Genomic DNA, 22,291 nt, shown 5'->3' with positions numbered 1-22,291 from the left:
TCAGGGGGACAGTTCGGCGGTGCGCGATGCGCGTACCGTGTTGCCCTCGAGCACACGCATGGTGATTTTTTTGGGAACGAATCCCTCGGGGAACATTAATAGACCCTGGATTCGCTGAATAGTTTCAAAATTCAATTTTAATATTGGGGCTGGCGGCAGCTTTTTCAAGTCTGTCACGGCGGGAATGTCGTCGGAACCGGTACTGGCATGCTCGACCGTATCGGGAATCAGATCGACCGTGGTGTCCTTGCCGTTCAACGTGCCGTTCGCCGTAAATTTAAGCTCGCCCGTAAATACCGTAGCAGCCTGAGCCTGGCGCGACACCAATACCTTGAAGCGCACACGCCGCCCTTCCACGACCGCATCAAAACCACGTACGCTAATCGCGCCCTGCGGGCCGGCGGGCACCAGCTCGTCGTAAAAGGACAACTGCTCGGAGGTACGCGACAGATCATCCTGCAGTTTCTTCACCTGGCTTTCATATTCTGCAATGGTTGCCCGGTCGATTGTCATCTGGGTCTCGGAAATATCCAGCCTGCTTTGCAGTTCCGTCAACTTGATTTTCTCTTGCATGAGAGCATGAGACAACTGCTCGGACAGCTCGGTCTTCTGGCTGAATAGTTCACGCTGCATCATATTATGAGTGTAATAATATCCCGCACCGCCCCCTAAAGTGAGCCCCACCAGAAACAAAAAGCCGCGTGCAATCATGAACTTTTCCTGTCGGGGTCAGGGAAGAATAGCCACGCCACCCAGACCCGCCTGCTCAGGCAATCCGAAAAGCAAGTTCATGTTCTGCACTGCCTGGCCGGCGGCCCCCTTGACCAGATTGTCTTGAATGACAATGATAATGAGCTGGTTGCCACTGTCAGGGCGACTGATGGCAATTCTGAGGGTATTGGACGCCCGTACTGATCGAGTCTCGGGCTGGCTGCCAGCCGGCATGACATCGACAAACTGTTCGTTTGCGTAGCGCTCTTCAAAGAGCGCCTGGAAATCGGTGTCAAGCGCGTCATCTTTGATGGTGACATAAATCGTAGACAGCATGCCGCGAATCATAGGTACCAGATGAGGCACAAACGTAAGCTTGACGTCATCGCCGGCCAGCGCCGTCAACTGTTCGGTAATTTCCGGGTGATGCCTGTGGCCGGCAACGCCATATGCCTTGAAGTTATCGCCCGCCTCGGAGAACAAGGTGGCCACCCCGGCCTTGCGGCCGGCACCCGAAACACCGGATTTACAGTCGGCAATGATATTGTCGGTATGCACCAGTTTTTTCTCCAGCAGCGGAGCCAAGCCCAGGATCACGGTCGTCGGATAGCATCCGGGGTTGCCAATCACCTGTGCACCGGCAATTTTTTCGCGATTCAGCTCAACCAGCCCATAGGCGCTCTGGCGCAGGATATCCGGGCAGCTATGCGGCATTTTGTACCATTTTTCAAATACGGCCGTATCCTGCAGGCGAAAGTCAGCCGCCAGGTCAATGACCTTGACGCCGGCATCAAGCAATTCGCGCGCCTGCGCCATTGCTACACCGTGGGGCGTTGCAAAAAATACGACATCGCATTCAGTCAGAGCGGCATTTTCAGGTGTTGAAAAAGCCAGATCAACATGACCGCGCAAATTGGGAAACATGGCCGAAACCGGCATACCTTCCTCTTTGCGCGAAGTGATGGCATGCAGCTGCGCATTCGGATGAGCGGACAGCAGACGCAACAGTTCTACCCCGGTGTAACCTGTACCACCAACAATACCGACTTTGACAGTTGAAGAGGAAGAAGCCATTGTGTTGTTATCCATTAAAAATATCGGGTGCAAAAAACTATTATAAAGAATCCAAAAGAAAAAGGCCGCAAAAGCGGCCTTTTCGACATGTCGCGAAACAGATTAGCGTTTGCTGAACTGCTTCCGACGACGCGCCTTGTGGAAACCCACTTTCTTACGTTCAACGGCACGGGCGTCACGTGTTACCAACCCGGCTTTTGACAGCGCTGGCTTGAGTGTGGCGTCATAGTCGATGAGTGCACGGGTAATACCGTGGCGCACAGCACCGGCCTGGCCGCTTTCGCCGCCACCGTGAACATTGATGTGAAAGTCAAAAGACTCAACCATCTCTGTGAGTACCAGGGGTTGGCGAACCACCATGCGACCTGTTTCACGAGCGAAATACTGGTCAACCGGCTTACCGTTGACAACAATATTACCTGTGCCTTTTTTCAGAAACACACGGGCAACTGACGTTTTACGACGGCCCGTTCCATAATTCCAATTACCGATCATGATTTATCCTTAAAATTCCAGCGTTTTAGGCTGCTGGGCAGTATGAGGATGCTCGGCACCCGCGTACACCTTGAGCTTCTTGATCATGGCGTAACCCAGGGGACCTTTTGGCAGCATGCCCTTGACGGCTTTTTCAATCGCACGACCCGGGAAACGCTCTTGCATTTTCCGGAAGTTTGTTTCGTAGATGCCGCCTGGATAGCCAGAGTGACGGAAGTATTTTTTGTCTTCCGATTTGGCGCCTGTTACCACGATATCAGCTGCATTAATAATGACGATATAATCGCCGGTGTCAACGTGAGGGGTAAATTCCGGTTTATGTTTACCGCGCAAACGGCGTGCAACTTCGCTGGCTACACGACCAAGGACTTTGCCTTTTGCATCAATAACATACCAGTCACGTTTGACTTCATGGGGCTTGGCCACAAAGGTCTTCATGATGTATTCCTAAAATTTGAGTTTGAAGCGGACCACTAACGGAGCACCCGGTTCACTACCCGACCAACGGGTAAAGACGGCGCCGGCGATCGCAATCCGACGGTTTACCTGCTTTGCCTGAACGTTATAAACAAGGGTGATATAAGCAGAAATACCTACAGGGGATAACTGCAAATAACCCGGCGACAGTGCAAAAACACAGATAAGCCCGTGATATTAACATGCAAGCTACTTTTTTTCAAATAAAACAATGAAATAGCCGCAGATCCGGACCGCAACACCGGTTTTTTCCCGGTTTTTGTATCATGCCAGCGACATTTTCCGGCCCGAATACCAGTTTTACCGGCGCGAAAAATGCGGGCAAGGGACCTGCGCAAATTTGCGTGGACAGGCGGCCAGTCCAGAATACCCTCGTAGGGCCCGGACCGCTGCTGTTGCCCTGTTGCCCTGTTGCCCGTCGCTCCCTGAGTCTTATTCTCGTATATCGACCCATATCGCCAGATAAATGTCATTCGGGCCATGCCTTCCCGCAGGAAAACATGGCCCGATTCATGTACTGGCTACCCGCGCCAACGCAGCGGGCGACGAGACTGACTTTACTTACGTGCCTGAGAGACGGCGTGGGCAACGTAACGCGTATAGGAGCCTTCCACAACATTGAACCATGGGATCAGATCATCGCGATAGGCCATATAGTCAGCCAAAATTTCCTTGAACGTTGCGTCCTGGTCAGAATATTTCTTGTAGATTTCCGCCGTGGCCTTGAACGATGCATCCATCATTTCCTTCGGGAACTCCTTAAGGATGGCGCCATTGGCAATCAGGCGACGCAATGCGCCCGGATTCATGGAGTCGTACATGGCCATCATTTCGGTATGGGCGCGAATCGCGCTCGATTCCAGGACAGTCTGATAATGCTTGGGCAATTTCTCGAAAGCGTCCTTATTGAAATAGGCAGACACCTGCGCGCCGCCTTCCCAGAACCCGGGATAGTAATAATACTTGGCCACTTTGTTGAAGCCCAATTTTTCATCATCGAGGGGGCCCACGAATTCAACGGCATCCAGCGTGCCTTTCTCAAGCGATGGATAGATATCGCCCCCGGCAATCTGCTGGGGCACAACGCCCAGTTTTGCCAGCACTTCCCCGGCCAGCCCGGCAGTACGCATTTTAAGGCCCTTCAGGTCGTCCAGCGACTTGATTTCCTTGCGGAACCAGCCACCCATTTGCGTGCCGGTGTTGCCCAAGGGGAAATTGACGACGTTGATCGTTGCGAACAGATCGCGCATGAGCTTTTTGCCATTGCCTTCGAGCATCCAGGCGTTCAGCTGACGGGCATTAAGCCCGAAAGGTACCGCCGTATCGAAGCAAAACGATGGGTTTTTACCTAAATAATAGTAGCCACAAGTGTGTCCGGCCTGAACCGTGCCATTGGACACCGCGTCCAGCACCTGAAAGGCGGGCACGATCTCACCGGCAGGAAACAAGTCGATTTGCATCTTGCCGTCTGTAGACTCTTTGACATATTTGGTGAAACGATCACCAGAACCGAAAAGCGCAACCAGGCTGCGCGGAAAGCTGGACGCCATGCGCCATTTGATAGCAGGATTTTCCTGCGCAATGACAGGGGCGGCAATGGCGCCCGTACTGGCCACAGCGCCCAGACCTGCTTTTTTTAGAAAGGAACGACGTTGCATAATGGCTACTCCGAAGTATTTTGTTGTTCTGGAAAAATTTAACCCGCTAAATATACACGTACTACGCCCTTTTACATAGCACGTTACAGCAGATTAAGTACTTTCCCTGTACCCGGCTTACTGTCCGGCAATCGCCATGGAATCAATCAGGATGGAACCTGTGGTTTTTGAGCCCCGTGTAATCACGTCGCTGCCGACACCCACAATATTGAGGAACATGTCCCTCAGATTGCCGGCAATCGTAAATTCAGTGATCGCGTGCTGGATTTCGCCGTTTTCCACCCAGTAGCCGAAAGCGCCACGCGAATAATCGCCCGTGACGTAGTTCACGCCCTGACCGATAAGCTCGGTCACCAGAATGCCGGTGCCCATTTTTTTCAGCATGGCCTGCAAGTCGTCGGCCTGGCGGGTCAACGAGGAACTGAGCAGCAGATTATGCGAGCCACCGGCGTTACCGGTTGTCCGCATCCCCAGTTTGCGAGCGGTATAGGTTGACAGCAGATAGCCATTGAGTATGCCACCGGTCAGCAACTGGCGGGCGCGGGTCTGGACACCCTCGTCATCAAAGGCAGAACTGCCCAGCGCGCCTTTGATGAAAGGATTCTCGCTGATCTGCAGATGATCCGCCATGACTTGCTGACCTAGCGAATCGAGCAAAAACGTGGATTTGCGATACAGTGCCCCACCGCTGATGGCCTGCGTAAGCGCCCCAAGCAACCCCAGGGCCAGCGGTGCCTCGAACAGCACCGGATACTTGCCGGTACCCACTCGCCGCGCTGACAGCCTGGACAACGCCCGCTGCGCGGCGTACACGCCTACGTCAGTCCCCTTGGCCAGCCTTTCGGGGTAGCGGTCAGAGGTATACCAATAATCGCGATGCATATTATTGCCCTTGCCGGCAATGGCCGTGACGGACATGCCGTGGCGGGAATAAGGGTAGCCCCCCATGAACCCACGCGAGTTCGCCAGCACGAAACGCCCCTGATAGGTGTCGACGCCAGCCCCTTCGGAATTGGTAATCTGCTTGCTATAGTCCAGCGCAGCCGCTTCGGCCTCGATCGCCAGTTCGGCTGCCGCCTCGGATGAAATATCCCAGGGGCGGTGCAGCTCCAGGTCAGGCTGCTCGACAGCCAGATCTGCTTCATCCGGCAAACCGGCGGCCTCGTCGTTTGCCGTGTACTTGGCAATATTCCAGGCTGCCTCGACTGTTTCGCGGATTGCGGCAGCCGACAGATCGGACGTTGAAGCCGAGCCGCGCGCATTGCCGGCGTATACAGTGACGCCCAACGAGCGATCCTGCGTTTTCTCGACAGTTTCAATATTGCCCTTACGTACCGAAACAGACAAACCGCCTGATTCGGATACTTCGGCGGCCGCGTCGCTGGCCCCCTGTTTCTTGGCATGGGAAAGCGCCAGTTGGACCAGCTCTTCAAAGTCGGGTTGCGTGTGTGGCATGGGAGATTTCGGATTTAATCGGGAATTCATTATGACGGCTTCACATTAGGCGGTTATCATACTGACATATTAACCATTTTATTGACAGCGATGTATGCAGAATGCAGATCAAAGCGACGACGGGCCGCTTTATGACCGTCCCAGCAAATCCCAAGTAAAGCGCGAATTGCTTGCCATTCTTGAATTGGGCAAGCAGGTGGTGCAATTGCCGCTGGAAAAAGTCAAGCAACTGGATCTGGACGAAAAGACATTCGAGGCCATTCGCACAGCGCAAAAAACGACGGGACGCGAAGGCCTGCGCAGGCAGATCCATTATGTCGGCAAGCTGCTGCGCACAGCCGACACCGAAGCCATTGCAAAAAAAATGGATGAATGGGAGCACGGCTCGCGCGAGCAGACCGCAAACATGCATCGCATGGAAACATTGCGCGATCGCCTGATTGACGAAGACCAGGCCCTGACCCGATTGCTGAACGACTATCCGCAAGCCGATGCGCAGGCGCTGCGCGCACTGATTCGCGGCGCACGCCGTGAACGCGAGCAAAATACAGCACTGCCTGCCGGTCACGAGCCTCAGCGCAAACACTACCGGGCGCTTTTTCAGGCCCTCAAGCAATTGCTGAACAAGGAATGATTCAAATGGACAAGCTACTTGACTGCGTGGAAATCGAACACGGCAGCGACAAGACTGTCGCGCCTACCCATTCTGTCATCTGGATGCATGGCCTGGGTGCCGATGCCAACGATTTTGTACCGGTCATCCCGCAGTTACGACTGCCCGCCGGCAAGCGAATTCGCTTCGTGTTTCCGAATGCGCCCGTACGCCCGGTCACAATCAACAATCAAATGCCCATGCGCGCCTGGTATGACATCATCGCGCTGAGCAATGTCAGTCGTGATGTCGATGAGTCAGGCCTGCGCACTTCCCAGGCAGCCATCGAAGCCCTGATCAGACGAGAAAACGAACGCGGGGTGCCAACCGAAAATATTATACTTGCCGGTTTTTCCCAAGGTTGCGCTATGGCTTATCAGACAGGCCTGCGCTCGCAGCAGCGGCTGGCCGGCCTGATCTGCCTCTCCGGCTATCTGCCCATGGCGGAAAAGAGCGTGGGCGAGCATAATACCGCCCACCTGGACATACCGATCTTTATCGCACACGGTACGTATGACCCGGTGGTCGATATCAGCTTTGCGCAACAGACACGCGATTGGCTGCTGGCTAACAACTACAGCAATACCGAATGGCATACCTATCCCATGGAGCATTCCGTCAATCTGGATGAAATTAACGACATTTCGGCATTTCTTCAAAAAATCATTTCTTGATATTTGTCTTTTGACTGGCATTGTCTGTCGTTCTATTGCCTGGCACTCCATTGCCTGGCACTCCATTTCCTGCCGCGCTATTGCCGGCAGGATTTAAAACTGCCGTACAGGCATCATTTTTTTATCACGGCAATGGCACGCCAGGCTACTTCACCCTTCGCATGCCTGGCATTCATTGTTAACATCAAGGCCGGTTGCGGCATCGCATATTGCCACTTCGGCAACCGCTTCGTTTTATTTCAACTGGCATAACAGCACACGTGAACGTGCCGCGCAGACTCATGCGTGACTGCTGCGTCAGCCAATGCAGACTCCTATAGTGCTCAAGCGGACGCTGACGCTCATGTCAGAGCATGTACCGGGAGCGGCAAACACCCAGGCGGGCGCGTATGCTGGCAGCCGATGGCCTGATGCATCGTCGTGATTTTCGATACCGCTCCGAATACATGCCGCAGTGACGACAACGTGCGCGCCAATTGCGTTCAGCCCTGTTGCGCCGGTGTCAGCGGCAGCCAGACGCGGCGCATTGACGGATCTTCCGCGTCTTCTTCGTTGATGAACCCCAGCGAAGTCATCAAGTGCAGCATCGGCCGGTTGCCCGAGAGTACGACCCCTTCAAGATACGTAAGCTGTTGCTGGCGGGCGGCCGCGATAAGCGCATGCATCAGGCTGCTTCCCAGGCCCCGCCTTTGCCATTGGTCACTGATGACCAGCGCATATTCTGCACCAACACCATCTGCATTTCGCAGGTAATGCGCCAGGCCGATAATGATTTCCTGGGGCAGGCCCCGGTTGGCGGGATTCGGGATTTGCGTTGTCGCCACCAGCGCAAGTTCGCGATGATAGTCCACGTAGGTATAGCGAGTGAGCATTTTGGGCGTCAGCTCGCGCATCATGGACACGAACCGCATATAGCGTGACTTCTCAGACAGCCCGCGAATAAATTCCTGCAGCGCATCGGCATCTTCAGGACGGATCGGTCGCAACACCCAGGGCGAGCCGTCAGTAAAAACCCGGTCCTGGACCAGATGTGTCGGATACGGATAGATCGCCATATGGCTAAAGCCGGTTTCCTGGGGAATGCTTGTCGGCATCGATTCAGTCAGTTCGATCCTGATCTCGCGAATATGCAGATCTCGATAGCCAAGCACGATCGGATCCAGTTGCATTGACGCGATGGCAGGCAGTTCGCTGACCATTTCACTGATCGTCTCCAGCAACCCTTGTAGTCTTCGCAAAATTTGCGGCTCGACATAAGACTGCAGCTCCTGGCGCCAGACCCGACTGCGCTCGATCAGCTTGCCAGCAAGGTTCAGATTCAACGGCGGCAAATCGACACCCCGGTCGGAAGCCGAGAACCGAACAAGGTGCCCCCCTTCGCCGAACCAGATCCATGGGCCGAAAATCGGATCCCGACTGACGCGGATCATCACGGACGGTACATCGTCCTGGGTAGTGAAGCGCTCATCGTCATCATCCCGGTCCCAGCGAACATTGGGATGAAAACACTCAACCAGTGCGATGCACTGCTCCCGGCTGAGCACGCGCAAGTTGTCATCGCTGGCTGCCTGCAGGATTGCACGCGCCTGTTCAATTTCTGCAGGTCGTTGCCCCGAGTGCACATAGCGGGTTTGTTGCAACAGTTGCTGGTTGTAGTGATACGAAGTCAGCGACAGGACTGCGCTGAGCGCGGTTTCAGGCGTGCGAAAGGCGGGCATGCCCGCTTCGTCCAGCAGTCTTCGCAGGGGCCGCATTTTCGCCTCGCCGAGCAGGCAGGTCACTATCGGTTTTTGCGCGCCGGGTGCAAATGACGCCAGTGCGCTGACCACTTGCGGCATATCGCAAAACTCGTCGGGCGCCAGAATCACCATGATGGCATCTACCTGGCTATCGGCCACCAGGCAGCGCAATCCGTCGATCAGCGCTTCGGGCGTCAGGGGAACATAGGGAATCACCGGATTATCTACCAGGGTACTGACGCCAAAGATCTCACTCAGGCACTTGACCGTGGCCTGGGTCAACGGCGCCATCGACATTGAGCTGTCTGCCGGAATAGCATCCTGCACTAGCTGCGCCGAGGCGCGGCCGTTGGCCAGCATGGCGATTTTTCCGCCGCGCGGCCTTCTGGCGTACGACATGGCCTTGATCGCCGCAAACAGTTCAACGAAGTAATTGACGCGGATCGCCCCTGCCCTTCTGAGCGCGGCGTCCAGCACCACGTCGCTGCCCGACAGCTCCCGGTCGGCGCGACCGGCACGCAGCACGATCACCGGCTTGACACTTGAGGCGGCGCGCAGTGCGCTGATCAGCTCCCGGCCGGAAGTGAGCTTGTCCAGGTATAGGGCAATACTGTCAGTACGCGGATCGGTAGCCAGATACTCGACCAGTTCGGGCAGATCGACATCGGTCACTTCGCCCAGCGATACGGCGGCCGACAGTCCAAGATTGACGTCTTCGGCCCAGTCGATGATTGAACGCAATAGCATTCGCGACTGTGATATGACAGCAATTCGGCCGGCGCGAGGCTGCATTTGCGCCAGACTGAGATTCAGATTCAGATGCGGGCGATAGAGTCCGAAAGCACGCGGCCCCAGCAGCATGACGCCATGCTTGTGGCACCAGGATTCAATCAGCTGGCGAGTGTCCTGCGGCGCCTGGTCAACAATCTGCCCGGGCAGCAACAGCATGGCACGCGGCGGAGCCGGATCCATGCGCTGCAATACGGCAGCCAGCAGCGCCGATCTGACGGATATCACGGCAAGGTCGCGGCCGGGCAACATCGAAAATTGCTGCAGCTGTCGCCGCGCCTGCCTGATATCATCAGGCAACTGCAGCAAATCGGCAGATCCCTTAAGGTAGGCTGGCAACTGCGTGAAAATGGCAAGCTCGGTATCGGCCATGACACATAGCGAGCGTGGTTCAAAAAATGCCGCGAGTCGGTGACGCAACATACATCCTCTTGGGGTTGAATGATTTGAACGGGGCCAGATCTTTTTATGTAAACCGCTGATTCATTTGCTCTGGTCATTCATAACATTTTAAACTGACTCTCTTCTGATTTATCCAATTGCCGAGCAATCACAATGAATACGTCCCATTCTGCCCCGACAGCAGTCCGCACCCGGTTTGCACCATCTCCTACCGGTTATCTCCATCTGGGCGGCGCACGCACTGCCCTGTTCTCCTGGGCTTTTGCCCGTCACCACAACGGTACGTTCGTGCTTCGGGTTGAAGATACCGATGTGCAGCGTTCAACACCTGAAGCGGTACAGGCGATTCTGGACGGCATGAAGTGGCTGTCTCTGGACGCGGACGAAGGTCCCTTCTATCAGATGCAGCGAATAGATCGCTACAAAGAGGTACTGGCGTCCATGTTGCAGGACGGCACGGCCTACTACTGCTACAGCAGCCCGCAAGAAGTGGAGCAGATGCGCGAAACAGCCAAGGCGCAGGGACGCAAGCCAAAATATGATGGCACCTGGCGGCCCGAGCCCGGCAAAACATTGCCGCCTGTGCCACAAGGACGCGAACCGGTCGTCAGATTCCGCAATCCGCAGGAGGGTGTGGTGACCTGGAATGATATGCTCAAAGGCCCCATTTCTATCGACAACGCCGAACTTGACGATCTGATTATTGCGCGGCCCGATGGCACGCCGACTTACAATTTCTGTGTGGTGGTAGATGATCACGACATGCAAATCACTCATGTGATACGAGGCGATGATCATGTCAATAATACGCCTCGCCAGATCAATATTCTGAAAGCACTGGGCGCAACCGTTCCCGAGTACGGACATCTTCCCATGATTCTCGGCCCCGACGGGCAGAAGCTGTCCAAGCGCCATGGCGCAGTCAGTGTCATGGAATACGATGCACAGGGTTATCTGCCGGAAGCGATGATCAACTATCTGGCCCGACTCGGATGGAGTCACGGCGATCAGGAGTTGTTTACGCGTGACGAATTCGTTGCGTGGTTCGATACCCGCAACCTGTCCAAATCAGCGGCACAATGGGACCCGAAAAAACTCAACTGGGTAAACGCACACTACATCAGGCAACTGGGTGACGAGGCGCTGATTGCTCATGTTGCACCGCGTATTGCGGCCCGCGGCGGCAATACGACCGGGCTGGATCTGGCGGCCATTTTGAACTTGTTCCGTGATCGGGCAGAGACACTTGAACAATTGGCTGACAGCGCGATGCTGTTTTGCGCCGCATACCAACCGGCCGACCCTGAACTTGCAGCGACCGTGCTGACGCAAGACGCACGCGAGACGCTTAAAAAATTCGCCATTGCTGTTGCCGCTCTGGAGTTATGGGAAGCGCCCGCGCTGGCTGCTCTGGTTAAGCAGTTTCTTGCCGACAATGGCTTGAAAATGCCACAGCTTGGCATCCCGTTGCGCGTTGCCGTCACCGGCCAAAAACAAACGCCCGCCATTGACGCCGTGTTGGCGATTCTGGGTCGCGATGTTGTCCTGCAAAGATTGAACGAGATTTAACGATCGCCAAAATCGTGGCCATTTGCCGCGATGCCAAAATGAAAAAACGCTGCCGACAAAGCAGCGTTTTTTCTTTTAAAGAACGATCCGATCATGAAAATGTTGGTTTTTAACAAAATCCATTATCGTGCTCAGGCATATGCGTTTGTTGTTTCGTCAACGCCGGCATTTGGCTGCGGCGCGCGGTCATGCGAATTCTGTTGCTGTCAAAAAAACCGGATAAATGAAAATACTGTATTTACAACGTGCGTTCGCTTTCTGGATGTTCAGAAATTTTTACGCCATTGGCGCAAAGCGCTGTAAACATTGGCTCTTGCGAAACACAAATGAAATATTGAGCGGATCGAACAAAGTGCGCGCACGTTGTTGAAAGCATCCGTCAAGCGCATGCCCGCCCGAATAAAGCACATTGTTCAAATTCGAATCTGCGATTAGAAACGCGTCGCACACGTGCGGCAGGGAAATTTCAGATGAATACAAAATCGCAAATCAGCGTCCCGCAGAGCTCAATAAATGGAGTTAAGCCAATAATATCAATAAGAAATTCTTTCGTTATACGACGTTATGCGTTACCCTTACGCTTATGATGGAATTTGAATTCATTCCGTCAGATCCATTTGAGATGTTTCGCGCACAGCGTGGGGAACATATCAAATGGTAGTGAAGCCAAGCTCTTTCGTTGCTTGTCTTGAATTATATCTACGTAGATGTATTTTCAATTTGTGATTAGGACCCTTTCTAAGGAGCAATATCATGGCTACTACCGCCAAGAAAGCTGTAAAGAAAGCTGCAGCAAAATCTGCAGCCAAGAAAGCAGTCGCCAAAAAGGCCCCTGCCAAGAAAGCAGTTGTGAAAAAAACACCTGCCAAAAAAGTCGTCGCTAAAAAAGTCGTCGCCAAAAAAGCACCAGCCAAAAAGGCAGTTGCCAAGAAAGCCGTCGCTAAAAAGACCGTAGCTAAAAAAGCACCGGCCAAGAAAGTCGTAGCGAAAAAAGCACCAGCTAAGAAAGCCGTTGCTAAGAAAGCCGTTGCCAAGAAAACCGTCGCTAAAAAGACCGTAGCTAAAAAAGCACCGGCCAAGAAAGTCGTAGCGAAAAAAGCACCAGCTAAGAAAGCCGTTGCCAAGAAAGCCGTTGCCAAAAAGGCTGTTGCTAAAAAAGCACCAGCCAAGAAAGCCGTTGCCAAGAAAACCGTCGCTAAAAAGGCAGTAGCCAAAAAAGCGCCAGCCAAGAAAGCCGTCGCTAAAAAGGCAGTAGCCAAAAAAGCGCCAGCCAAGAAAACCGTCGCCAAAAAGGCCGTGGCCAAGAAAGCGCCAGCCAAGAAAACCGTCGCTAAAAAGGCAGTAGCCAAAAAAGCGCCAGCCAAGAAAACCGTCGCTAAAAAGGCCGTGGCCAAGAAAGCGCCAGCCAAGAAAGCCGTCGCTAAAAAGGCAGTAGCCAAAAAAGCGCCAGCTAAAAAGGCCGCTGCCCAAAAGGCGCCAGCCAAGACGGTAGCGAAAAAGGCACCTGCAAAAAAGCCGGTCGCTAGGAAGGCACCTGCTGCCAAAAAGCCAGTTGTGAAAAAAGCGCCGGCTGCGCCAGTAGCAGAAACGGTATCAGCCGATGATGCGAAGACCGCAACCAACACGTCTGCAGCATGGCCATTCCCTACAGGTGGTCGTCCTTAAGACGTGGCTTTTAGTCCGGTTATAATAAAACTGCCCTTTTCGGACAGTACGTTGATAACCGGGACGCATGGCGCCAAGTGGCACCACGCGTCGTCGCTTCGATCAGATCAGACATTGATCAAGCGAACTGCAGTTGTATTCAGCCAGCCGTCCGACCTTTGGTTGGGCGGTTTTTTTATTTTGTCGGGCCCCTGAACCATGATTCCTTCTATACTCACATTTCTGATCTCGACAGTATTTTCGCTGCTTATTTCCGTGTTTCTGCTCAGAGCCTGGATGTATTGGGTGCGTATCCATCCGTTTACCCCGTATGCCCGCCTGATCAATAACATTACCGATTGGGCTGTCAATCCGTTGCGCACCATCCTGCCCACCACAAACAAGGTAGACGTCGCCTCGTTGCTGATGGCTTTTGTTTGTGCGGTCGTTGAATTGCTGCTGATGATGTCGATAAGCGGTTTTGGATTTGCCGAAGGCATATTGCTGCGCCTGCCGGTTGTTGCCTTGCTGATGACATTCAAATGGGCATTGAGCCTGGCCACCTGGCTTTGTATTTTCCAGGCGATCCTGTCCTGGATTAATCCGCTGCAACCAGTCATGCCGGTTCTGAATACCTTGCTGGCGCCGCTGCTGGATCCAATCCGCCGGCTGATGCCTCGCACGGGAATGATCGATTTCTCGCCGCTGGTGCTGATTCTTATTCTACAGGTATTACAGATTGCCCTTAGCAGCGTGACGCCGTTCTGACGCCAGCTGCCCGCGCCGACGCTATCGCATTGGCACCAAAACGTTACAGAGCATTTATTGCCAGCCTGGCTATCGCAGCAGGCTGGCATTTTTGTTGTGTGGCCGCTAAACAGGCAATTGCAGGCCATAAGCGGCATGCAGCATTGCCGACATCTCGGCCCTTGATGGGTTGTGATTCTGCGGACCCTGGGAAGCAATTTTAATGGCACCCATGATACTGCCCAGCTTGCAAGCATCCTCAAGGGACCATCCCAGCGTCAGTCCATACAGCAAACCGCCCCGGTGCGCGTCGCCGCAACCGGTGGGATCTTTAACAGCAACCGCCTTGCACGGCGCAATCGCGCGCCGGGCTCCGTTCTCGTACAGCGTCGCCCCTTCGGCGCCGTTGGTCACAACGATAGCGCGCAGGCCATCAGCCAGCGCCTCGATCGATTTTTCCATGCGCTGCTCGACCACCGATGCTTCGTAATCATTGAAAGTCCAGACATCAGCCAGCGCGTGCATGTCTTCAAGGTCCTGGCGATCAAATAACGGCATGGCCTGTCCCAGATCGAAGATAAACGGGATCTTTGCAGCATGCATCGCGCGAGCGTGCTTGAACATCCCTTCTTTGGCGTCGGGCGCAACAATACCCCAGACCGCAGTTTCACCACTCACATCGTTTTCAGTGGAACGCGTCATCGCACCCGGATGGAATGCGGCAATCTGATTACCGTCCAGGTCTGTCGTAATGTGGCATTGCGGTGTGAACATATCTTCGAGCACGCGCACCAGGCGGGTATCAATGCCCTGGCTGCTCATGCGCGCCAGATAATCGCTGGCGTCGGGTCCGACCGTGGCCACTGGCACGGGATTGCCCCCAAGCAGCCGCAGATTGTAGGCGATATTACCTGCGCAACCGCCAAACTCCTTGCGCATCGTGGGCACAAAGAAGGAAACACTCAATGACTTAATATTGTCAGGCAGGATATGATCTTTGAAATGACCTTCAAAGGTCGTAATGGTGTCAAAAGCCACCGAACCGCAAATGAGAACCGCATTATTCATGGAAAAACCTTCAGGGATAAAACAAACTCAATTCGAAACCGGCCACATCTGTCCGGCTCACTAGCACCGGCAAATTGATGACGATTTCGTCGTTTGGCTGGAAAGCGCGCTTTTGCGCCTCTGGCAGCAGGTACTCTTGTGGTTTGATGATACGTCTGGCGGAAACCGATTCGGACGCATCTTTCAGGCTGAGTACAAGCGAGGGCAATGGCTGAGCGATGGTATCGTTGTTTTTGATAATGGCGTGCAGACTGAAAGCGCGGGTTTCAGGCTGGGCTGCAGAATTGTTCACCTGACGCAACGCCGGATTCAGAATGGCCAGATGGCGCACGGAGCGCGTGTATCCGACCTGGCATCCGACAAAACTGCATAACTGAACCAGTTGGGGACGCAACGTCGGCGCTACATTGACGATCTGGTTGCGAAATACGATCGCACCCTGTGCGAACAGCACAATAAGCGCCAGCAGCACCGCAAGAAACCAGATCAAGCCGCTGCCATTGCTGCGCTCGGGATCATCGTACTCGGTGTCGCGCTGGATGCGCCGGCGATACTGCCCCTGGACACTGACTTGCGAGCCATCGCCACGCTCCGGCCTCGAATAAGCACCGCTACCGGACAAACTGGGTGCGTTGACCACAAAACGCTCGCGTTCATGACGCCGCGTGCTTGGCCTGCGTGTGGTGGAAGACAACGCGTCACTGTCATCGAATGTCGGCTCAGTTGCCTGATCCATAAGAGGGTCTGGCCGTTCATCATATTGCCTTGGTGCAGGATGCGCACCAGAACCGGCTGTGCGGACGGACTGTTGGTATTGCGGCCGTTGCGTGGCCGGCTCGACGCTCTCGTCGGCGTCCGGGCTACCGGCATGCAAAACGGGAAAGTCGGGCTCTTCTGCAACGGCATGATCGAAGGCATTAAATACAGTGGCGCAGACGCCGCAACGCACCTTACCATTGCGGGCGCTCAACTGCGCCGGCGTCACATCAAAGCTGGTACTGCAATCAGGGCAACGCGTCTTCATGCTGAACCCCTCAGGCCTGCTCGCGGGTGCCAGACAGGCATACCCAGCCCTCATGGCTGCGCCATACGGACATTTCGATCCATGGCGCATAGGCTGCCGCCACTTCCTGCGCCTGGCGCTCCAGTACGCCTGACAGGATCAGGCGCCCACCTGGCGACACTCGGCCACAAAGCATGGGCGCAAGCACCTTGAGCGGATTGGACAAAATATTGGCGACCACGATATCGAAGGCGCCGGCCTGCAAGCCGTCGGGCAGGCATGCCGTTACCTGCACCCCATTATTCTGGGCATTGTAGTCGGTGGACTGCACCGCCTGTTCGTCGATATCGACGCCAGTTACCTCACCAGCGCCAAGCCTGGCGGCGATGATAGCAAGAATACCCGAACCACAACCGTAATCGAGCACCGTCTGGCCAGGCTGCAGGTTAGCGGCAAGCCACTGCGCGCACAGATGCGTAGTTGGATGACTGCCGGTACCGAAAGCCAGGCCGGGATCCAGCTCAATCAGAATGGGGTCGTTGTCACCATCGGCGCCGACGCTGGGCACTTGCGGGTTTTCGCGATGCCAGCTGGGCACGATCCAGATTTGGTCGGTAATGCAAATAGGGGCAAACTGCGATTGCGTCAGTCTGACCCAGTCGGTGTCGGCCACTTCACGCACAGTGGCCAAGCCGGAATAGTCTTGACCACTGTGCTGCTCAAGCGCGTGCAACAGGACATCGGCCTGGACATCGTCGGGCAGGAGCGCGACAACACGATTGTGATGCCACGCCTGAACATCCGGCTCTCCGCCGGGCTCTCCGAACAGCGGCGTTTCGTGCTCGGTGCCTGAGTCGGCGTCTTCGACAGATACCGACAGCACACCGAGGTCAAGCAGTATGTCAGACAGCGCTTCTGCCCTATCTTCGGAGCATGATAAAACTAGTTCCCGCATGGCCTATCCTCTTGCATCCTTGCAAAAAAAGGTCCGAAGACCTTTTCTGCTGACGCGATTATTTTGCTCGTTGCTCGAGTTTGTGTTCCAGATAATGGATGCTGGTTCCGCCCTCGACAAAACGCGCATCGGTCATGAGTTCACGATGCAGTGCGATGTTGGTCTGAATGCCTTCCACAACCATTTCCGACAGCGCCAGATTCATGCGTGCTATGGCCTGTTCGCGCGTATCGCCAAAGGTGATGAGCTTGGCGATCATGGAATCGTAATTTGGCGGCACCCGATAGCCGTTAAATACATGCGAATCAATGCGGATGCCGGGGCCACCGGCCACGTGCCAGTTCGTAATCAGGCCCGGCGACGGCATAAAGGAATACGGATCTTCGGCATTGATGCGGCATTCGATGGCGTGTCCCTTCAGGACAATATCACGCTGGCGCAGCTTGAATGGTTCGCCGGCGGCGATAAAAATCTGCTGCTGGACGAGGTCTATACCCGTGATGCATTCGGTCACGGTGTGCTCCACCTGAATACGGGTGTTCATTTCGATGAAATAAAATTCGTCATTCTCGTACAGGAACTCGAACGTGCCCGCGCCACGATAACCCATCTTGCGGCAGGCCTCGGCACAACGCTCGCCGATACGCTCGATCAGCTTGCGGGGGATGCCCGGGGCCGGGGCTTCTTCGATCACTTTCTGATGGCGGCGCTGCATAGAGCAGTCGCGTTCACCCAGCCATACAGCATCTTTCTTGCCGTCGGCAAGGACCTGAATCTCGACGTGACGTGGATTTTCCAAAAATTTTTCCATGTACACTTCGGGATTGTTGAATGCTGCCTGCGCTTCGGCCTTGGTCAGATTGACGGCACTCACCAGCGCGGCTTCAGTATGCACGACGCGCATGCCACGGCCACCGCCGCCGCCGGCAGCCTTGATGATCACCGGATAACCGACCTTGCGCGCAGTCTCAATCAGATAGGCAGGATCGTCGGGCAATGCGCCCTCCGAACCTGGCACGACCGGTACGCCGGCCGCGATCATTGCCTGCTTGGCGCTGACCTTGTCACCCATTGTGCGGATCGTGTCAGGACGCGGACCGATGAAAACAAAGCCCGAACGCTCGACGCGTTCGGCGAAATCGGCATTTTCTGCCAGGAAGCCATAGCCGGGGTGAATCGCCTCGGCATCGGTCACTTCTGCAGCAGAAATAATGGCCGGCATATGCAGGTAGCTTTGCTGAGCCGGTGCGGGCCCGATACATACCGACTCGTCGGCCAGACGGACATACTTGGCATCACGGTCGGCTTCCGAGTGCACGACCACCGTCTTGATACCCAGTTCGCGACATGCGCGCTGAATACGCAGGGCAATTTCACCCCGGTTTGCGATCAGGATTTTCTCAAACATACTCACGCAATCACGAAAAGTGGTTGGCCAAACTCAACGGGCTCGCCGTTTTCGACCAAAATTTCCCGGATGACACCGGACTTGTCGGCTTCGATTTCATTGAGCAGTTTCATGGCTTCAATAATGCACAGCGCGTCGCCTTCGGCCACGGTGGCGCCCACTTCAACAAAAGGCGGAGAGCTTGGGTTGGGCGCACGGTAAAACGTGCCAACCATAGGAGACTTGACAACATGGCCGGTCGGCGCTGCTGGTGTCGCAGGAGCGGCAGCAGCAGGCGTGGCCGCCGCTGCGGGAGCTGCAGGCGCCGCTGCCGGCTGAACGGCGGCTACCGGCTGTAAGGTCTGGGAGAACTTGACAATGCGAACTTTGCCTTCACCTTCAGTGATTTCCAGTTCTGCGATGCCAGATTCGGCAACCAGATCTATTAACGTTTTCAGTTTTCTAAGATCCATTTTTATTCCATGCTTCGGGTTAATTGTCAGACAGACACCGTATTTCGGGTCTGTTTCAAATGATGTTTTATGGCGTATTGCAAGGCTGCCATATAGCCATCGGCGCCAAGCCCGCAAATGACCCCGACCGCCTTGTCTGCCAGATAGGAGTGATGCCGGAATGCTTCTCGCTGATGGACATTGGAAATATGCACCTCTATGAACGGAATGGCAACGCCAGCCAGGGCATCGCGCAAAGCGACGCTGGTATGCGTGTACGCTGCGGCGTTAATAATAATGAACGCGGTATTGTCGCGGGCTGCCTGGATTTTGTCGACTAGCTCGCCCTCATGGTTGCTCTGGAAGCATTCGCAGTGCACGCCGGACTCGCTTGCGGCAAGCGCAAGTGCTTCGTGAATGTCCTGCAGCGTTTGTCGACCGTAAACTTCCGGTTCGCGCGTGCCCAGCAGATTCAGATTAGGACCATTGAGAACCAGTACCTTGTGCGTCATTGAGGGCCAGTATATAAGCAAATAAACTCGTATTTAACGGCAATTTCATGCTTTTGTCTATTAAAATCTACCAATCCGCAAGTGTACCGCAGCCTCAGGCATGCCTTTTCGCAAATGCGGCCAGTTCATCCATCTCGATTTCGCCAAGGATGGTGGCCTGCGGCTGCCCGGCATGATCCAGCACCAGCGTATACGGCAGCCCGCCCTTGGGATTCCCCAACTTGCGCATCAGACTGATCTTGCCGGCGCCGGCCATCAGCAAGGGGTAAGATACCGGTGTTTTCGCTGCAAAAGCCTGAATATTAGCGTCAGTATCCAGGCCGATGCCAACCACACTCACAGACTGCTGTTGCTTGTGCAAGGCATCCAGCGCTGGCATTTCCCTGACACAGGGTGCGCACCAGGAAGCCCAGAAATTGACGATGGTCAGCCGGGCGTCGGTCAAATCCTGCAGCGTGACGGTATTGCCGTCCAAATCGGGCAAGGGCAGCCTCAGCAGCTCACCAAGCGCCGCGTCGTCCACGGCCGACACATCCTCTGTCAGTTTTGCTTTGGCCCAGGCCTGCCGATTCATCAATAAGAGGGGAACAATCATGCCTGCCCCCACAAACTGTCTACGTTTCATCCTATCCTACTGTTAATGTTTTAAACGTTGTATGAAAATAACAGCGCCGTCGGATCCGCCGACATTGCCATGGCGTTGGCCGGTTGGCCTCATAGTCCGCTGCAGAAATCGTGCAGCTCGCAGTCGCTGCGATATGACATACATATTGCTAATTCTACCTACTGGGCGGTGCAATTGCCGCGATGTGACTGATTCCGCTTAAAATACCGCTCAGGAGAAATTTATGCATTTACATATCTTGGGCATTTGCGGCACTTTCATGGGTGGCCTGGCTCTCATTGCGCGCGCGGCAGGACACAAGGTCACGGGCTGCGACACCGGCGTGTATCCGCCCATGAGCACCCAATTGCAGGAACAGGGCATCGAGCTCATCGAAGGGTTCGACGCGGCCCAAACCAGCCTGAAACCGGATCTTTTCGTAGTCGGTAACGTCGTGACTCGCGGTAATCCGCTTATGGAAGCCATTCTTGACCAGGGGCTGCCATACGTATCCGGACCACAGTGGCTAGGCGATCATGTGCTTCAGCACCAGCACGTACTGGCGGTGGCTGGCACGCACGGCAAGACCACGACCAGCTCCATGCTGGCCTGGATTCTTCAGGATGCAGGGCTGGAGCCCAACTTTCTGATTGGCGGCATCGCTACGAACCTGGGTATTTCTGCGCGCTTCAATGCAGCCCGTCGTTACTTTGTCATCGAGGCCGATGAATACGACACCGCTTTTTTCGACAAGCGCTCCAAATTCGTGCACTATCGAGCGCGCACGGCAATCCTAAACAACCTTGAATACGACCATGCCGACATCTTCGCCGATCTGGCTGCGATCGAGACACAATTTCATCATCTGGTCAGGACGGTGCCGCAAAGCGGACGCATCATTTACCCCCCCGCCGAGCAGGCGCTTGCGCGGGTGATCCAGCGCGGCTGCTGGTCGCAACAGGACCTGGTTGGCCCGGACGGGCGCTGGACTGTTCAAGCTGACCAGGACGATATAAGTCGTTTTACGGTTCTTTGCGACGGCAAGCCCCAAGGGCAAATCAACTGGTCGCTCACTGGCGCGCACAACGCCAGCAATGCGCTGGCTGCCATTGCCGCCGCCAGTCATGTCGATATCCCTGCTGCCACGGCCATTGCTGCGCTGTCGCGCTTTTCGGGCATCCGTCGACGCATGGAATTGCGCGGTACCGTCAACGGCATTCAGGTTTTCGACGATTTCGCCCATCATCCGACTGCGATACAAACCACACTGGACGGCTTGCGCAAGCAGGTGGGCGCGCGCCGGATTCTTGCCGTACTGGAACCGCGCTCCAATACCATGAAGCTGGGCACCATGGCGGCAAGACTGCCACAAGCGCTGGCCCTGGCCGACCGCATCTATTGCTTCGGCGAAAAAACGGGCAAGCACGCCCTCGGATGGGATCCGGCCGAGATATTTGCGGGCAGCACAGTTCCTGCCCGGGGCTATTGTGATCTGCATACGCTGGTTGAAGATGTCAGCAGACAGGCACAACCCGACGATGTCATTCTGGTAATGAGCAATGGCGGCTTCGGCGGCATCCATGAAAAACTGCTTCTGGCGCTGGAGCAGACGGCAAAGCAAACGGTCTCATGATTCTCTATCTGCACGGTTTCCGCTCCTCTTCGCTTTCTGAAAAATCGCAGCAGTTGCAGCGGGCGATGGCCGCTGCAGGCCGCGAGCATGAACTGGCAGCGCCGGATTTGCCCGATGACCCGCAAGCAGCCATGCAGTTGGCCATGGCTCATGCCAGACGGCTGTGCCCTTCGGGAGACATGCAGAACCTGACAGTCATCGGCTCTTCGCTTGGCGGCTACTATGCAACCTGGCTCAAAGAGGAATTGAACTGCAAGGCCGTGCTCATCAATCCGGCAGTATATGCAGTCCGCGATCTATCAACGCAGCTTGGCCACACCACCAAATTTCACAGTGACGCACGCTTTTCGTTTACGGCCGAATCCGTTCGGGCTCTCGCAAGGCTGTACCGACCTGTTCTGACAAACATGCAGCGCTATTATCTGCTGGCCTGCACCGGCGACGAAGTGCTGGACTGGCAGGAAATGACCCATCGCTACGATGGCGCACGCCTCACATTGATACAGGGAGGGGACCATGCTTTTTCCATGTTCGAGCACTACCTTCCTGCTATTTTCGATTTCACCCGCCTCTAAGTAGGAACTCATATTC

General features: G+C 55.0%; 21 protein-coding genes. 7 read left to right on the top strand and 14 right to left on the bottom strand.

Going from position 1 to position 22,291, the window contains the following annotated elements:
• From CAP48_RS07025 to pmbA, 6 genes are all read right to left on the bottom strand, one after another.
• On the bottom strand, window positions 1–711 hold the full coding sequence (locus CAP48_RS07025) for a DUF6776 family protein (RefSeq protein ID WP_100695284.1): 711 nt from the start codon (window positions 709–711) through the stop codon (window positions 1–3).
• Window positions 712–729: 18 nt separating this feature from the next.
• Window positions 730–1,785, bottom strand: a complete 1,056-nt coding sequence (argC, locus tag CAP48_RS07020) for an N-acetyl-gamma-glutamyl-phosphate reductase (RefSeq protein WP_100695283.1) — start codon at window positions 1,783–1,785, stop codon at window positions 730–732.
• 102 nt (window positions 1,786–1,887) lie between these two features.
• On the bottom strand, window positions 1,888–2,280 hold the full coding sequence (rpsI, locus tag CAP48_RS07015) for a 30S ribosomal protein S9 (RefSeq protein WP_100695282.1): 393 nt from the start codon (window positions 2,278–2,280) through the stop codon (window positions 1,888–1,890).
• Window positions 2,281–2,289: 9 nt separating this feature from the next.
• Window positions 2,290–2,718, bottom strand: a complete 429-nt coding sequence (gene rplM / locus CAP48_RS07010) for a 50S ribosomal protein L13 (RefSeq protein WP_014749815.1) — start codon at window positions 2,716–2,718, stop codon at window positions 2,290–2,292.
• Between the two features lie 596 nt (window positions 2,719–3,314).
• Complete coding sequence (locus CAP48_RS07000) at window positions 3,315–4,415, bottom strand: TRAP transporter substrate-binding protein (protein WP_100695280.1); 1,101 nt, start codon at window positions 4,413–4,415, stop codon at window positions 3,315–3,317.
• 117 nt (window positions 4,416–4,532) lie between these two features.
• Entirely contained in the window at window positions 4,533–5,870 is a 1,338-nt protein-coding gene (gene pmbA, locus CAP48_RS06995; protein ID WP_242444355.1) for a metalloprotease PmbA, read from the bottom strand.
• Between the two features lie 94 nt (window positions 5,871–5,964).
• On the opposite strand from pmbA, the gene yjgA reads away from it, so the two are divergent.
• Together yjgA and CAP48_RS06985 are read left to right on the top strand one after the other, a co-directional pair.
• Window positions 5,965–6,504, top strand: a complete 540-nt coding sequence (gene yjgA, locus CAP48_RS06990) for a ribosome biogenesis factor YjgA (RefSeq protein ID WP_100695278.1) — start codon at window positions 5,965–5,967, stop codon at window positions 6,502–6,504.
• Window positions 6,505–6,509: 5 nt separating this feature from the next.
• Window positions 6,510–7,196, top strand: a complete 687-nt coding sequence (locus CAP48_RS06985) for an alpha/beta hydrolase (protein ID WP_100695277.1) — start codon at window positions 6,510–6,512, stop codon at window positions 7,194–7,196.
• A gap of 482 nt (window positions 7,197–7,678) precedes the next feature.
• Here the strand turns inward: CAP48_RS06985 and CAP48_RS06980 are convergent, their stop codons facing one another.
• Window positions 7,679–10,147 carry a GNAT family N-acetyltransferase gene (locus CAP48_RS06980; protein ID WP_100695276.1) on the bottom strand — a complete coding sequence of 823 codons (2,469 nt, stop codon included), beginning with the start codon at window positions 10,145–10,147 and terminating at the stop codon, window positions 7,679–7,681.
• Between the two features lie 132 nt (window positions 10,148–10,279).
• Here CAP48_RS06980 and gltX point away from each other — a divergent pair, with 132 nt between their 5' ends.
• The 3 genes from gltX to CAP48_RS06960 all read left to right on the top strand — a co-directional run bounded on the left by gltX (window position 10,280) and on the right by CAP48_RS06960 (window position 14,107).
• Window positions 10,280–11,695 carry a glutamate--tRNA ligase gene (gene gltX, locus CAP48_RS06975; protein WP_100695275.1) on the top strand — a complete coding sequence of 472 codons (1,416 nt, stop codon included), beginning with the start codon at window positions 10,280–10,282 and terminating at the stop codon, window positions 11,693–11,695.
• A 753-nt stretch (window positions 11,696–12,448) separates the two neighbouring features.
• Complete coding sequence (locus CAP48_RS06965; RefSeq protein ID WP_100695273.1) at window positions 12,449–13,360, top strand: histone H1-like DNA-binding protein; 912 nt, start codon at window positions 12,449–12,451, stop codon at window positions 13,358–13,360.
• 198 nt (window positions 13,361–13,558) lie between these two features.
• Window positions 13,559–14,107, top strand: coding sequence for a YggT family protein (locus CAP48_RS06960; RefSeq protein ID WP_100695272.1), 549 nt, complete (start codon window positions 13,559–13,561; stop codon window positions 14,105–14,107).
• Between the two features lie 105 nt (window positions 14,108–14,212).
• Here CAP48_RS06960 and CAP48_RS06955 read toward each other — a convergent pair whose 3' ends face one another.
• The 7 genes from CAP48_RS06955 to CAP48_RS06925 all read right to left on the bottom strand — a co-directional run bounded on the left by CAP48_RS06955 (window position 14,213) and on the right by CAP48_RS06925 (window position 20,088).
• A complete protein-coding gene (locus CAP48_RS06955) occupies window positions 14,213–15,154 on the bottom strand; it encodes a carbohydrate kinase family protein (RefSeq protein ID WP_100695271.1) in 942 nt (313 codons plus the stop codon).
• Window positions 15,155–15,164: 10 nt separating this feature from the next.
• Complete coding sequence (locus CAP48_RS20190; protein ID WP_242444354.1) at window positions 15,165–16,178, bottom strand: DUF3426 domain-containing protein; 1,014 nt, start codon at window positions 16,176–16,178, stop codon at window positions 15,165–15,167.
• A 10-nt stretch (window positions 16,179–16,188) separates the two neighbouring features.
• Window positions 16,189–17,112 (bottom strand): 50S ribosomal protein L11 methyltransferase, encoded by a 924-nt coding sequence (prmA, locus tag CAP48_RS06945; RefSeq protein WP_100695270.1) that lies wholly within the window; start codon window positions 17,110–17,112, stop codon window positions 16,189–16,191.
• Between the two features lie 58 nt (window positions 17,113–17,170).
• Window positions 17,171–18,520, bottom strand: coding sequence for an acetyl-CoA carboxylase biotin carboxylase subunit (gene accC, locus CAP48_RS06940; protein WP_100695269.1), 1,350 nt, complete (start codon window positions 18,518–18,520; stop codon window positions 17,171–17,173).
• Between the two features lie 2 nt (window positions 18,521–18,522).
• Window positions 18,523–18,972: an acetyl-CoA carboxylase biotin carboxyl carrier protein gene (accB, locus tag CAP48_RS06935; RefSeq protein WP_100695268.1), complete on the bottom strand. Its 450-nt coding sequence runs from the start codon at window positions 18,970–18,972 to the stop codon at window positions 18,523–18,525.
• Between the two features lie 26 nt (window positions 18,973–18,998).
• Window positions 18,999–19,463: a type II 3-dehydroquinate dehydratase gene (gene aroQ / locus CAP48_RS06930; RefSeq protein WP_100695267.1), complete on the bottom strand. Its 465-nt coding sequence runs from the start codon at window positions 19,461–19,463 to the stop codon at window positions 18,999–19,001.
• Between the two features lie 94 nt (window positions 19,464–19,557).
• Entirely contained in the window at window positions 19,558–20,088 is a 531-nt protein-coding gene (locus tag CAP48_RS06925) for a TlpA disulfide reductase family protein (RefSeq protein ID WP_100695266.1), read from the bottom strand.
• A gap of 223 nt (window positions 20,089–20,311) precedes the next feature.
• Between CAP48_RS06925 and mpl the strand changes: the two genes are divergently transcribed.
• Window positions 20,312–21,700: a UDP-N-acetylmuramate:L-alanyl-gamma-D-glutamyl-meso-diaminopimelate ligase gene (mpl, locus tag CAP48_RS06920; protein WP_100695265.1), complete on the top strand. Its 1,389-nt coding sequence runs from the start codon at window positions 20,312–20,314 to the stop codon at window positions 21,698–21,700.
• Entirely contained in the window at window positions 21,697–22,275 is a 579-nt protein-coding gene (locus CAP48_RS06915; protein WP_100695264.1) for a YqiA/YcfP family alpha/beta fold hydrolase, read from the top strand. Before mpl ends, CAP48_RS06915 begins: the two co-directional genes overlap by 4 nt.
• Window positions 22,276–22,291 lie beyond the last annotated feature (16 nt).

This window comes from Advenella sp. S44 (genome assembly GCF_002810445.1).
In the GTDB taxonomy this organism is placed as follows: Bacteria; Pseudomonadota; Gammaproteobacteria; order Burkholderiales; family Burkholderiaceae_B; genus Advenella.
The sequence above is the reverse complement of the archived record's forward strand: the minus strand, read 5'-3'. Positions and strand labels throughout refer to the sequence as shown.